The sequence below is a fragment of the Pseudomonas sp. B6002 genome (assembly GCF_013385985.1).
Lineage (GTDB): Bacteria > Pseudomonadota > Gammaproteobacteria > Pseudomonadales > Pseudomonadaceae > Aquipseudomonas.
On record NZ_JACAOY010000024.1, the window covers coordinates 17501 to 30015 of the forward strand.

Here is a 12515-nt window from a genome sequence, read left to right on the forward strand (position 1 = left end):
TATTTCTGCATTTCTGCACCTAACAGAGTGGGCTGTCGCCTTAAAAAATAGTCAGGCAGCCTTCGAGAAATCTTACCGGCCTGGTGGCGTCGCAATATTCGCGACGCTTTTCTTGCCCGCATTTTGTTTCAGGAAAAAAATCTTACATGACCCTCTGGTTGGTATTCGCTGCGGTGCTCACAGCGTCGCTTCTGTTGACTTGGGTACTCCGCCGTTATGCGTTGGCGCGAAGTCTGATGGACATTCCCAATGGACGCAGTTCCCATACCGTTCCTACACCACGAGGTGGCGGCGTTGCCATTGTTCTGACGTATTTGGCCGCGGTTGGTTTGATGGCTTGCGCTGGATCAATCAGTTGGGAGGCTGCGTTGCCGCTTGTGGGGAGCGGTGCACTGATTGCGGTGGTCGGCTTTCTAGATGATCACGGCCACATTGCTGCGCGATGGCGTTTAATGGCCCATTTTATCGCGGCAGGCTGGGCTTTGTTCTGGATGGGAGGCTTGCCCGTTATCCAGGTGTTCGGCCTTGAACTGAACCTCGGCTGGCTTGGGCATTTGCTCGCCGCGATGTACCTGGTCTGGATGCTTAATCTGTACAACTTCATGGATGGTATCGATGGGATCGCGAGTGTCGAGGCAGTCTGTGTTTGCCTGGGGGCTTGCCTTGTGTACTGGCTGACCGGGCACGAAGCACTCATGCTGGGCCCTTTATTGCTCGCGGTGGCTGTACTCGGCTTCCTGTACTGGAACTTTCCACCTGCGCGCATTTTCATGGGGGACGCGGGTAGTGGCTTTCTTGGCATCGTGATTGGCGTACTTTCACTACAGGCCGCTTGGATCTCCAGTGAGATGCTGTGGGTATGGCTCATTTTGCTGGGTGTATTTATCGTTGATGCGACCTTTACCCTGGGGCGGCGCCTGGTACGTGGCGACAAGGTATACGAGGCGCATCGCAGTCATGCTTACCAGTACGCGTCGCGCCAGGCAGGGCGTCATTTACCTGTGACTTTGGCAGTGACAGCCATCAACTTGTTCTGGTTGCTGCCCATCGGCATCTGCGTTGGATTTGGCTTCGATGGTGTGGTGGGGCTTGTGTTGGCTTATGTTCCATTGGTGTTGCTGGCCATCAAATTTCATGCAGGCGAGCTGGAAAAAACGGGATAATTTGTTGGCGGCATCGTTGGAAAATTGCGTGAAACACAATATGGAGCTGCTGTTTTTTCTGGCGATATTAAGGACTGAGGTATAAAAAGGGTTTATGGATACTCTACGCACCCGCCTGCTGGGCTTGCCGCGCAGGCAAAAACGCATTTTGCAAGTGGCCACCGATATCGTGCTTGTCTGGGTGGCGCTATGGCTGGCGTTTGTCGTTCGCTTGGGTTTTGATGACCTGAATAACCCATTTGTCGTGCACTTGTGGCTGTTTCTCTGTGCACCGGTTATTGCAATTCCACTGTTTATCAACTTTGGCATGTACCGTGCCGTCATGCGCTATTTTGGAAATGACGCATTAATCGCCATCATCAAAGCGGTCAGCCTCTCAGCCTTGTTGTTGGCGCTCGTCGTATACCTTTATAGCAACCATCAGACAGTCGTCCCTCGTTCGATCGTATTCAACTATTGGTGGTTGAGCATGGTCATCATCGGCGGGCTGCGTCTTGGTATGCGTCAATACTTCCTCGGCGATTGGTTTGCTGCGGCTCAACATGTTCCTTTTACAAACCGTGATGACGGTCTGCCCAAGGTCGTTATCTATGGTGCGGGCGCGGCAGGCAATCAGTTAGTGGCGGCCTTGCGTATGGGCAAGTTGATGCGCCCGGTGGCCTTCATCGATGACGACAATAGTATTGCTGACCGTGTGATTTCCGGTTTGCAGGTGTATAAGCCAAAACACATCCAGCGAATGATCAACGAGACTGGTGCACAGGAGCTGTTGCTGGCGATCCCATCTTCCACAAGAGCGCGACGTCGGGAAATCCTCGGGTACCTTGAAGGCTACCCGCTGCACGTACGCAGCGTCCCAGGGTTCATGGACCTGGCCAGTGGTCGGGTCAAAGTCGATGATATCCAGGAAGTGGATATTGCCGATCTGTTGGGGCGGGACCCGGTACCCGCACAGGATGAACTACTGGAAATGTGTATCAAGCAACGCGTGGTCATGGTAACGGGAGCGGGTGGCTCTATCGGTTCGGAACTCTGTCGCCAGATACTGACGCTTGAGCCTACGACATTGTTGTTGTTTGATCATGGCGAATACAACTTGTACTGCATCCTGTCCGAGCTTGAGCAGCGTGTTCAGTCGGAGTCCCTGAGTGTAAAGCTATTACCCATACTCGGCTCTGTACGGCATCAGGACAGGCTCCTCGAAGTTATGAAGGCCTGGTCCGTGGATACGGTCTACCACGCGGCTGCCTATAAGCATGTGCCCATGGTGGAGCACAATATCGCCGAAGGCGTGCTCAATAACGTGATGGGGACACTTAACACCGCTCAAGCTGCGCTGCAGGCTGGTGTCGAAAACTTCGTGCTTATCTCAACTGACAAGGCTGTACGACCGACCAACGTGATGGGTAGCACCAAGCGTTTTGCAGAACTGGTTCTGCAGGCATTAAGCAAGGAGCTGGCCCCCGTTTTATTTGGTGATACCTCTAAAGTTTCCCGTGTTAACAAAACACGCTTCACCATGGTTCGGTTCGGGAATGTACTGGGTTCCTCGGGCTCGGTAATCCCGTTGTTCCACAAACAGATTCAGGCGGGTGGACCCTTGACGGTGACCCACCCCAAGATCACGCGTTACTTCATGACCATCCCTGAAGCTGCACAATTAGTGATTCAGGCAGGTTCTCTAGGGTTGGGCGGAGATGTCTTCGTGCTCGACATGGGGGAGCCAGTAAAGATCGTAGAGCTTGCTGAAAAGATGGTTCATCTGTCGGGGTTGAGCGTGCGTTCGGAGAAGAACCCGCATGGAGATATTCTGATCAAGTTCAGCGGGTTGCGCCCGGGTGAAAAGCTCTATGAAGAACTATTGATTGGTGACAACGTTGCAGCGACGAGTCATCCAATGATTATGCGAGCAAGTGAGGAGTTTCTGACCTGGGATGTTCTCAAGGTAAGGCTGCAAGCATTGTTGGCCGGCGTTGAAGAAAATGATTACGTCCTCGTCAGACAGATTCTGCAAGGCACCGTTAGTGGCTATAGCCCAGAAGGTGAGATTGTTGACTGGATGCATGCTCAACGGCACTGTGACGCCGAATTGCCTGCTCGCTCTCCATCAGGTTGTTAGCCGTCAGGTAGATTCAGCCTCAAGACCCTATGCTGTGTTGTAATCGCAGCGAGGAGTTCATGCCCCGTCAGGCTGTCCGTAGCGCCCTGCTGTTTTGTCGCGCAAGCCCTATGCGCGATTTCCTCGCGCATTAACACGTCTTGTCGCCTCCTTCCTTGGAGGTGATCAACCCTGGTGTCGACCATTCAACGTCAGTGTCCGGCTCAATTGCGCTCATTTAGCCGTAGCTGGGTGCAAGTATGGTGCTGCCTGCCAACGCCCTCAACTCGTGATGTCAGGCACGGGTTGAGGGTCGAGAAGACTCTTAAATACTTTTAACTTCAGCACACTCACTGGCGCGAGCACGCTTTGACAGAATAAACAGTAGCGTTAGAATCCAAAAAGAAACCATTGTTTCTAGGAAACCGAAAATCTGGTTGTTAGCAGGGATATATAGAAAAAGAATCCCAAATAGAGGTAAGAGCATTTTTGCATAAAAGTTATCATGCAGAATCGCTGAGAGGTAAACATTTGAGAAGTAAGCGCCCAGTATGAGCATGACAATAGTTACTCCCCAGAACCCCACGTCGTTGGCTATATAAGTATAGAAAGAGTGCCAATAGACAAATTCATCCCACTTTTCCGTTATTTTATGCGGGAAGGTTCTATTTCTGACGTCAATACCCAGGTATTGGGCGAAAGACTTCTGTAGAAAGACGGAGTGTCCTATGCCAAACGACGATTGAAAACTTTCGTCGAGCGAAATTGACATTCCATAATAGCCTTGGACCATGTAACTGGTGAGTTTTTCATAAAAATCTATTGCGTTGGATCTTTCTGCGCCAGGGTCTTCGCTTTTGAAAGTTATACCTTTTTGTTTTAGGTAGTCAAAGGATTGGGGCTTGCTTTTTTCGACAATAACTTGATAGGGCGAGTGTGCTGATTTGACGCTGTAGAACTGCCAAAATGAGAACAAAAACATGAATGCCAGGAAGGCTATAAAAAATTTTCGTTGTTTGAGTGTATTTATCACGCCCTTGGAACTTTTGGAGGCAACCATCACGCCCAAGCACGTGGAGATGATAAAAACATAAGAGAAGTTGATTACACTTAGGCTGGCGATAATCCCTGTCAGCAATGGAATGGTAAGGACAAGCATCGCGGCAACCCTGCGAGGGGGGCTCAGTGCGTGCCAGTAGAATACAAGCCCCGGCAGCAGGATGTACTTGAAAAGGCCGGCGAATAGCGTTATTGCCGTTATATAGGGGTTTTTTACAAAACCAATCATGGACGCTTCTGACGCGTAGAAGGCCCTGGCCTCCCAAGGGATTACCAATCCTCTATAAAGGCTGGAAAAAAAATTATCGGGGATGTATGAATTGGAAAGCGTAGTGTTCCTATGCACCACTACGTTGGCTGCAAAAGCCAAGAGCAGAATGATCCAGAAATACCTGACGAATACATTATCATCTGTAGATGCTTCTGTTGGCGCCAGCGTCGCTCGGTGTTTAAGGAAGAATGAGCTTTGCAGAATATACCCTGCAATAAAGAACGCATGGTACAAGAAAATGAAACCGAGGAATTCGCTTTTGTTTTCCAGTGGCCAATAAATAGGCCCAAAAAAGAAAATCCACAAACCAAATAATAAATAGGCCTCGACCAGTAGCAACGGTGCATAGCTTTTCACGGTGTTCACTCTTCAACTCCTTAAAGATGGTGTTGCTTTGTCTTGCAGTATGGCGTTGGTATATTTCTATATTTTTATGGTGTTGCATTTTCGTGTGGGGTGCGTTTGTTTTGCTGATCCTTTAGAAACGCGTTTGCTCTTTTTGCAATTAAGTCATAGTGTGCTTGGTGGAGGTGTGTGTCGGAAGGGGATTTTGAGCATGCTTGTGTGATAGCGCGTAAATTAACAATTGCTTTAAAAAGATACAGGTAATATCCGATGTTCAGGATTTTTTTCATTGGTGTGTTGTTGAGTTTGTAGCAATAGATTCTGTTCTTCAGGATTAGTCTATCCAGCCAGTTTTTTTCATTGGATAACATGTAATCAAAGGCTTTCAGTTTGTCCAGGTCGAAATCGGAACCTCGAATAAGATAAGTTGAGCCTGAAGTGCGCCTGTAGTAAATATATATTTTATTCGCTTGAGCGAAAGTGATGTTTTCGTATGAGTTCGCGATTTTCACGATCATCGGAAAATCTTCAGTAACGCTAAAGCTATTTATAAAGTTTGATAGCTCGTAATCTTTCAGGAACTTTTTATTGCAAAATAAACTAGGTGTATTGATGCTGCTGATCCCTCTAAGGCGCTCTATCAGCTTTTTTCCTTTATAGATGACATCAGTCGCCAATATGTGAAAAATCGTCGAGCGTGATTCTCCAATTTTTCCATCGATCAGCAGCAGCGGTAAGCCTGAGAAAAAGTCATTTTCTTTTAAAGTTTCAACTTCTTTGAACATGTCGATGCAAGAATAAACATCATCGCCCGCCGTTATTTTGAACAAGTCGCCTTCAATCAGTGGCCACAGCCGTGTGTAGTTAAAGCAGGTGCCTTTATTCGATCCGTCCGCCAAGACCTTGATGTCGGAAAATAAATTAGTGTTTGCCAATATCCACTGATTTGCCAGTTCAACAGTCCTGTCTTTCGAGCCATCATCCGCAATGATTAGGATGAAGTGATAGGCGGCGCCGAAATTTTCGATTAAAAATTTAATGCTTTCAAGGTGTTCAATTATATACGATTCGTGATTGTAGGTTAGAACGGCAAAAGTGAATTTTTCCTTATTCATGCAGTGTACCTTTGAAAGCGCTTATGTAATTTTTTAGCTAAAACTCGATAGAGAAAAATGAAGGCGCTCAGGCCGACCATTTTGAAACCCAACAAGAAGAATTCAACTTTCCACTTCAAGCTGTATTTACCATCTGATAAAGACTCGCTGGCGATACCCCTGCGTTCAAGGTCCAGAGAGAGGTTGTATTTTTTTACGACGGGAATAATGACGCTTGGCACCCATTTCCCTCTGCGTATTGCGCCTCCGAGTGTGTAGTTGTAGACAAAGGTGTTTTCCTTGTCTAGTTGGGCGCAATAAAATTCCCCGCTATCACCATACGTCCGCGCACTGCCAAAAAATTCCCAGGCCCATGGTGAATCCAGCTCGCCTGTGAACTCCAAGAGTTTTTGGGTTTTCCACAGCGCCGGCGCTGAGTTCAATCGGTAGTCATTTCTCTTGCCGATTAATTCGAAGTCTTCGTGTTCTGGGGCTGTGCTGTTAGCGCCCGGAATATTGCTAAAATAAAATACACTGATTTCAGTGTTATCTTTCATCTCCTGGATGCACTTGGCTAATTTTTGCGTATTGACTGGCGCTTCCAGGATGAAGTCATCAAATAGTGCAATCACGAACTCAGTATTCACTAAGGATAGCGCTCTACGCAGTCGCCAGCCCCACGGATTCTTACTTTCTTCCGGGCTTAGGTTTAATGAGACTATTTGCAATCCTTCAAAGCTGAAGTTTTTGTGTTCGGTATTTAGAATGATCTTGCAGTCGCAATCCGGCCACATCTCCTTGAAGGCACTAAAGAAGGGCAGCCATACATCTTCATAGTTGTCGCAGGAGTTAATGATGACCGTGCAGTCGCTTTTGGCTACCGGGTGCGCATTTTGAGTCATAAAATTCAAGGCCTATGATTAAGAGTTGCTGCCTATATGGACTGCTTTACCGAAGTACCACACAAGGACTCATAGGAGCCGCTTTTTACGATCACGCCATGCTCTATTTCGACCACTGTGTCACACCCCTTGAGGGTGTTCAGTCGATGTGCAATAACGATCAATGTGATGTCTTCTCCCAGCCCCTCTACGGCTCGCATAACCTCTTGCTCCGTTTTACTGTCAAGGGCACTGGTTGCTTCATCCAGGACGATAACTTTTGCTTCTTTATAAAAGGCTCTGGCAATTGCAATACGCTGACGCTGCCCGCCGGACAGGAAAACGCCTCTTTCCCCTACAGGGGTGTCGTAGCCGTTGGCCCAGGATTCAATGACGTCAGCCATCTGCGCTTTCTCTGCAGCCCGTCGAACGCGTTCAAAGTCTATGTCCTGATAAGGAATGCCGAACGCAATATTTTCTGCCACAGAAGCGTCGGACAGGAATATGAGCTGCGGCACATGTGCGATGTTCGCCTGCCAGTTGCGAGCATTGGCAGTTGTGATCTGTGCGTTGTCTACAAGGAAGCTGCCTTCGGTGGGTGGCAATAACCCCATCAGCATATCGAGCAGGGTGCTCTTACCGCTTCCTGTCGCTCCCACTAAACCAATGCGACCGCCTTTGGGAATACTCAGATTGATATCCTTCAGAACCCACGGACCCTCTTCACCATAGCGGAACGATACGGCATTGAGTGACAGCGACTCATTGAAAGGCTGATGGACTCGGGGGCTCTCAGTGTCGAGTGGAGTGTCTGTTTCAGGCAGTAGGTTAAGAACGTCCAACAGGGAGTCATGTGCTCCTTTGATGCAGGCCCATGCGGCATAGGACTGTTGCAGTACCGGCAATAAGCGTTGTGCTGCCAGCGCCAGCGCTCCGAGCATGGGGATAGAGGCAAGCAGCCCCCCCGGTTGCTGTGCTAGCCAGTAGGCGAAAACAGCGACCATCAACATGCCAAACGATTCGATCGTATAGCGTGGCGCGTTGGCGATAATTTGTATGTTGGCTTTAGCCCGACGCAATTTTGAATCGGCAGCGTCGAAGTCTTTCCGGTAATTCAACTGAGAAGAGTCGATGATAACGTCACGAATCCCCTCAAGGCTTTCGTTCAACAACTTCAGAACTTTATCTGAGCTGGAACTTACCTGAAGGCTGTCCCGGCCCAGTTGCTTTTTAGTCACAAGAATGACAGCGATATAAACGCTGCCAAAACTGGCAAAAGCAAGGAAAGCAACGACAGGTTGAATGGCCAGCACGATGATCAGTATCGCGAGCATCATGAAAGCCGAGCTCGCTATCGTCAATGTGGGGATGAGGTACTCACGAACAACAGTATCCACCTTGTTGAAAATAGCCGTGATGACTTCACTGCTATTTCGCGAAAGGTGCATGCTGTACGGTTGATGTATGACGGCTTTGTAGATGCCCCCGGCCAAGTCACTGCCTACTGCGGAGCTAAAACGATTCTGCGCCCACATCAATACAAAACGGCTTACCCCGGAAAAAATGGCTGCCAGTGCGAAGATAACGGTAAGAGGCAGAAGCAATCCATCCGCGGGATTTATACCCAGTGCTGCGAACATCCCGCTTGCCAATGGCTGATCCATGATTTTTTCTGGATTGATCAGCACCGCTAGAAATGGAACGATCGCGCCGATGCTCAGAACCTCTGCAAACGACGCGATGATCATAAGAACGAGGATGATTGATAGCTGTACCTTTCTCTTAAGTGTCAGGCACTTCCAGAGTCGTATTAACGATGCAATCATCAGTTCACGCTTCACTTACGAAATTGTTGACAGCTGTGATGACAGACTCAACTTCTGACGGGGTCATGACAGGGCTTATCGGCAGGCTCAGTACTTCCTGGTGGATCGCCTCAGTAATCGGGTAACTGCAGTTGTTCCACTGCTTGTAAGCCTGTTGCTGGTGTGCGGGTACGGGGTAGTGAATGATCGTTTGAATCCCGCGCGCGTGCAAATAACGCTGAAGTTCATCGCGTTGTTCGCAACGGATGACAAATACATGCCATACGTGACTTTCGAGGGCTTGCGCCGATGTGCCTTCCGCCAACGGGAGCGTTATACCCGGATGACGGATGCCTTCCATGTATTGTTGGGCAACGGCTCTGCGAAGTTGTGTCTGTTCATCCAGGTATTTGAGCTTGACACTCAGCATGGCCGCTTGTATTTCGTCGAGGCGACTATTTACGCCTTGGTAGAGGTTTTTGTACTTTTCGTGTGAACCATAATTCCTCAGGGCTCTGAGTGTGTCCGCCAATTGATCATCGTCGGTGGTGATCGCTCCAGCATCGCCCAATGCCCCGAGATTTTTTCCTGGATAGAAACTGAACCCGGAAGCATGGCCCCAGCTCCCCGCACAACGGCCGGCATGGCGGGCGCCGTGTGCTTGGGCGGAATCCTCCAGTACGAGCAGGTTGTGTCGCTGCGCCAGTGTCATTAGCGCTGTCATGTCGCAAAGCTGCCCGTACAGATGCACGGCCATGATGACCCGGGTTTTGGAGGTAATAGCCGTTTCAACAAGCAGGGGGTCCAAATTATAGGTGGCCGCGTCGGGCTCCACCAACACCGGTACCAATCGGTTTTCTGTGATCGCAAGAATGCTTGCAATATAGGTGTTGGCGGGGACGATAACTTCATCGCCGTCCTTGAGTTTGCCCAGTTCTTTCCATGCGCGCAGTGTCAAGTTCAGCGCATCTAATCCATTGGCAACACCAATACAGTGTCGGCTTTGTGTATACGTTGAAAATTGTGCTTCAAACTTGGTCAGTTCATTGCCGCCAATGAACCAGCCTGAATCAATAACGCGAGTGCAAGATTCAATTAACTCTTCGCGCATTGCAGCGTTGATTTTCTTTAAGTCGAGAAAGCTAATCATTTGTCAACATACCTGATGATTTTTGCGGGGTTGCCAATAACGACAGCCCGGTCCGGAACGTTCTTTGTCACCACGGCGCCGGCGCCCACCATCGCGTAACATCCGACCGTGATACCGGGCAGCAGTGTGACATTGGCGCCAATGCTGGCACCCTTCTTGATGGTTATGCCCGTAAACGATTCGGGGTAAACCTTTGATCTCGGCATGGAGTCATTGGTGAACGTCGCATTAGGGCCTAGAAAAACATCATCCTCGATGCGGGTGCCGTCCCACAAAAAGACGCCTGACTTTATAGTGACATTGTTGCCAATTACCACATCACTTTCTATTAAAGTGTGCGCACAAATATTGCAGTTGCTGCCTATGACGGCACCTTCAAAAACAATACTGAATTGCCAAATTCGAGTAGCAGCCCCAATGTTTTCGCTCTTGACGTCTGCCAGCGCGTGAATCTTAGGCATTTTTCGCAGCCTCTAAAAAATATTCATAATTACGAATATAGTCCGATTCATCATAGTGCTCGCTGGCCAGTACTAACAGAATGCAGTCATGGCTGAAATCATGCATTTCTCGCCATACCATGCTTTCGATCAATATTCCTTTTGTTGGGTTTTCCATCCAGCATTCTTCGCGGACTAAACCATTGTCGAGGACCATTCTAAGTTTTCCCATGACGCAAATGGCAACTTGTTTCAAGTTGCGGTGCGCATGAAATCCTCGGCTAACATCCTCGGCAGTACGGTAGATATAGTAGACACGCTTGATATCAAAAGGGATTGCCTTTTCCATGCCGATTTCGAGAGCTACCAATCCCCCCCTTTCATCACCTAAACTAGGAAAATCAATCCATTTGATTAAGCTCATCTGACTCATCCCACTATCTTCAATAATTTTAATAAAACAAATAACGTTGCGTTTCGGGCCTTTAGCATTTTTTGCGTAAATCTTAAAATTTCCAGATTACGCGAAGCGGCCCTGAGGTACACGAAAAGTTTGACGATTTGTACGCTTGGGCATTGAGTCGATGTCGCTGCAGCGCCTAGAGACCGGGCTCTCGTGAAAGCGAACTGCCATCAGTTTCCATCGGGTAGATACCCTCCACGAACCATCCCCACAATCGTTACGTATCGGCGATTGTACAGGGGCGCGCACGGCTGGAAGCCAACCAGTCACAGGGGGCTTCCCGGCACTCAAAATCTGCTCCGCCACGTTGGACCTGCTTGTGTTGAAGGAGTGCAATATACCAGATGCCACTATGCTTCTGTGAGTTGTTAAACACACGCGGATGTGCTCTGCCACCCGGTTTGCGCGGGTGCATCAAGCCCGCTCGAATGTATCGGGGGCCCTACCTGCGTGCTATTGCCGGTCTCTGGTTTGAGGTTGGCACTCTATGGGCGCAACTTCGATATTGGCTAAGTGGGCGAGATGATGAAGATGGCAGTTGCCTTGCTGATCAGCTTAAACAAAATACCTGGCCTTACTGGTGCCGCGCTCAAGATGGAATTATTGAATCACTTCATGCCTTGTAACATGAGGGTTTTTGACTTGGTTGATGTTTGATCTAACGTGGAAAAGCAGCTTCGGAAAAGCTGCTTTCTTTTACTGATGTCATGGAGCGTCACCAATGCAAAACACCTATCTTTCTTCGTTGATCTTCGCCTTCCTCACCACTCTCTCCGTCGCGGCCACTGCAGCGCCCTCCGTCAAACCTGAAGCCCCGGCCCCCATTACCGCCCAGATAGCCAAGAGCGAACAAGCCGCCAAAGTCAACCTCAATGCCGCTGATGCTGAAACCCTGCGCCGTGACCTCTTCGGTATCGGCGCGGCAAAAGCCAAGGCAATCGTGGCTTATCGTGAAAGCAATGGCCCTTTCACGGCAGTGGATGAGTTGTTGGAAGTGAAAGGTATTGGCAAGGCGTTACTGGAGAAAAACCGCGATAGGCTGGCACTCAACTAAGCCATTCACAGGGCCGGTCATTGGCCGGCCCTTTCGCCCTCCAGGTTCAATGCCTTTAAGTTATCTCGCACCACGTCCAAGATCCGCTGCGCCAGTGCTGGCTTTTCGACGCTCCTGGCCAGCACCAACGCCCCAACCAACGTCGACATCACCATCAAGGCCTGCTCCTCACCACGACCATCCCCCAGCGCTGTTTTGATTTGCTTGAGCCGGGCGCCAAGCACGGCATCCGTCGTCGCACTATGCTGGCCTCTCAGGCCCAGCTCTGAGGACATGGTGGGCAAGGGGCATCCCTCGGCTGGCGAAGTCAGGTGCCACGCCGACAGGTAGCTATCAATAAACGCTTCCAGCGGGCGCTCCTGGCTGAACAGTGTTTCGCAATGGGCATCCAATTCGGCGGCGGCAGCCTGCAGGGCCTTTTCCACCAACTCGTCCTTGGATTTGAAATGCGAATAAAACCCGCCGTGCGTCAGGTCCAGCGCTTTCATCAATGGCTGCAAGCCGGTAGCGCCAATGCCGTCGCGGCGAAAGCGTACGGAGGCCTCCTTGATGATGCGCCGATGGGTCTGGGCTTTGTGGTCTTGTGAATAGCGCATAGAAATGCCTCGAAAGCGTGAAGGCAGTTTAACGGAGTTAAGCGGTTTAACGCATCCAGGCAACCCCTGGGCTGTTGGCATGAAAAGTGATTACGC

At 49.6% G+C, this 12515-nt stretch carries 11 protein-coding genes; 3 read left to right on the forward strand and 8 right to left on the reverse strand.

Going from position 1 to position 12515, the window contains the following annotated elements; translation table 11 throughout:
• Positions 1–146 precede the first annotated feature (146 nt).
• Together HX792_RS24915 and HX792_RS24920 are read left to right on the forward strand one after the other, a co-directional pair.
• Complete coding sequence (locus HX792_RS24915) at positions 147–1163, forward strand: glycosyltransferase family 4 protein (RefSeq protein WP_176998570.1); 1017 nt, start codon at positions 147–149, stop codon at positions 1161–1163.
• A 94-nt stretch (positions 1164–1257) separates the two neighbouring features.
• Positions 1258–3282, forward strand: a complete 2025-nt coding sequence (locus tag HX792_RS24920) for a nucleoside-diphosphate sugar epimerase/dehydratase (RefSeq protein ID WP_176998571.1) — start codon at positions 1258–1260, stop codon at positions 3280–3282.
• 304 nt (positions 3283–3586) lie between these two features.
• Here the strand turns inward: HX792_RS24920 and HX792_RS24925 are convergent, their stop codons facing one another.
• From HX792_RS24925 to HX792_RS30435, 7 genes are all read right to left on the reverse strand, one after another.
• Entirely contained in the window at positions 3587–4957 is a 1371-nt protein-coding gene (locus HX792_RS24925; protein ID WP_176998572.1) for a hypothetical protein, read from the reverse strand.
• A 65-nt stretch (positions 4958–5022) separates the two neighbouring features.
• The gene (locus HX792_RS24930; RefSeq protein ID WP_176998573.1) at positions 5023–6051 is read right to left on the reverse strand and encodes a glycosyltransferase family 2 protein; all 1029 of its coding nucleotides are present in this window, start codon (positions 6049–6051) and stop codon (positions 5023–5025) included.
• A complete protein-coding gene (locus HX792_RS24935) occupies positions 6048–6932 on the reverse strand; it encodes a hypothetical protein (protein WP_176998574.1) in 885 nt (294 codons plus the stop codon). Before HX792_RS24935 ends, HX792_RS24930 begins: the two co-directional genes overlap by 4 nt.
• Before the next feature lie 32 nt (positions 6933–6964).
• Positions 6965–8752 carry an ABC transporter ATP-binding protein gene (locus HX792_RS24940; RefSeq protein ID WP_218172794.1) on the reverse strand — a complete coding sequence of 596 codons (1788 nt, stop codon included), beginning with the start codon at positions 8750–8752 and terminating at the stop codon, positions 6965–6967.
• A complete protein-coding gene (locus tag HX792_RS24945) occupies positions 8742–9866 on the reverse strand; it encodes a DegT/DnrJ/EryC1/StrS aminotransferase family protein (protein ID WP_176998575.1) in 1125 nt (374 codons plus the stop codon). The genes HX792_RS24940 and HX792_RS24945 overlap by 11 nt, the downstream gene beginning before the upstream one ends.
• Positions 9863–10327 (reverse strand): acyltransferase, encoded by a 465-nt coding sequence (locus HX792_RS30430; protein ID WP_176998576.1) that lies wholly within the window; start codon positions 10325–10327, stop codon positions 9863–9865. Before HX792_RS30430 ends, HX792_RS24945 begins: the two co-directional genes overlap by 4 nt.
• Positions 10320–10730: an FdtA/QdtA family cupin domain-containing protein gene (locus tag HX792_RS30435; protein WP_176998577.1), complete on the reverse strand. Its 411-nt coding sequence runs from the start codon at positions 10728–10730 to the stop codon at positions 10320–10322. Before HX792_RS30435 ends, HX792_RS30430 begins: the two co-directional genes overlap by 8 nt.
• 760 nt (positions 10731–11490) lie before the next feature.
• Between HX792_RS30435 and HX792_RS24960 the strand changes: the two genes are divergently transcribed.
• Positions 11491–11823, forward strand: coding sequence for a ComEA family DNA-binding protein (locus HX792_RS24960; RefSeq protein WP_176998578.1), 333 nt, complete (start codon positions 11491–11493; stop codon positions 11821–11823).
• Between the two features lie 17 nt (positions 11824–11840).
• Here HX792_RS24960 and HX792_RS24965 read toward each other — a convergent pair whose 3' ends face one another.
• A complete protein-coding gene (locus HX792_RS24965; protein WP_176998594.1) occupies positions 11841–12419 on the reverse strand; it encodes a TetR/AcrR family transcriptional regulator in 579 nt (192 codons plus the stop codon).
• Positions 12420–12515: the final 96 nt, after the last annotated feature.

Excerpts from the sequence above, each read along its gene's own strand:
- HX792_RS24930 (WP_176998573.1), bottom strand. The coding sequence starts at position 6,051 with ATGAATAAGGAAAAATTCACTTTTGCCGTTCTAACCTACAATCACGAA.
- HX792_RS24915 (WP_176998570.1), top strand. The coding sequence starts at position 147 with ATGACCCTCTGGTTGGTATTCGCTGCGGTGCTCACAGCGTCGCTTCTG.
- HX792_RS24935 (WP_176998574.1), bottom strand. The coding sequence starts at position 6,932 with ATGACTCAAAATGCGCACCCGGTAGCCAAAAGCGACTGCACGGTCATC.
- HX792_RS24965 (WP_176998594.1), bottom strand. The coding sequence starts at position 12,419 with ATGCGCTATTCACAAGACCACAAAGCCCAGACCCATCGGCGCATCATC.
- HX792_RS24920 (WP_176998571.1), top strand. The coding sequence starts at position 1,258 with ATGGATACTCTACGCACCCGCCTGCTGGGCTTGCCGCGCAGGCAAAAA.
- HX792_RS30430 (WP_176998576.1), bottom strand. The coding sequence starts at position 10,327 with ATGCCTAAGATTCACGCGCTGGCAGACGTCAAGAGCGAAAACATTGGG.
- HX792_RS24960 (WP_176998578.1), top strand. The coding sequence starts at position 11,491 with ATGCAAAACACCTATCTTTCTTCGTTGATCTTCGCCTTCCTCACCACT.
- HX792_RS24945 (WP_176998575.1), bottom strand. The coding sequence starts at position 9,866 with ATGATTAGCTTTCTCGACTTAAAGAAAATCAACGCTGCAATGCGCGAA.
- HX792_RS30435 (WP_176998577.1), bottom strand. The coding sequence starts at position 10,730 with ATGAGCTTAATCAAATGGATTGATTTTCCTAGTTTAGGTGATGAAAGG.